Origin of the sequence: Chryseobacterium sp. SIMBA_038 (assembly GCF_046535115.1) — a bacterium.
GTDB lineage: Bacteria > Bacteroidota > Bacteroidia > Flavobacteriales > Weeksellaceae > Chryseobacterium.
Map to the genome: position 1 here is coordinate 1 of NZ_JAWRXH010000388.1, position 242 is coordinate 242.

Annotated in this window: 1 protein-coding gene; it reads left to right on the forward strand. The window is 33.5% G+C overall.

The genetic code is table 11. From position 1 onward, the window contains the following. Positions 1–242 (forward strand): hypothetical protein (locus SB689_RS24005; protein WP_410694530.1); only part of this gene is annotated, 242 nt, incomplete at both ends.

Sequence of the window (242 nt, forward strand, 5' to 3'; positions counted from 1 at the left end):
GAGTCGGGTATTGTGCTTCCGTAACATTAAATGACGGGACATTCTTTCCTTGTGTTGAATTTAGGCATAAAGGAAAAATGATTGAGCTTACCTATACTGCATTGCATGAAAAACGGTATGGTATTATAGATAAGAGACCTTATGAGACCGAATTTGTTCAAAAAAGAATAATTGAACATGATCTCAGTTCTGAAAATAGGTTGAAATTTGACTCTGATGTTATAAAAATTGAGAAATGTAGG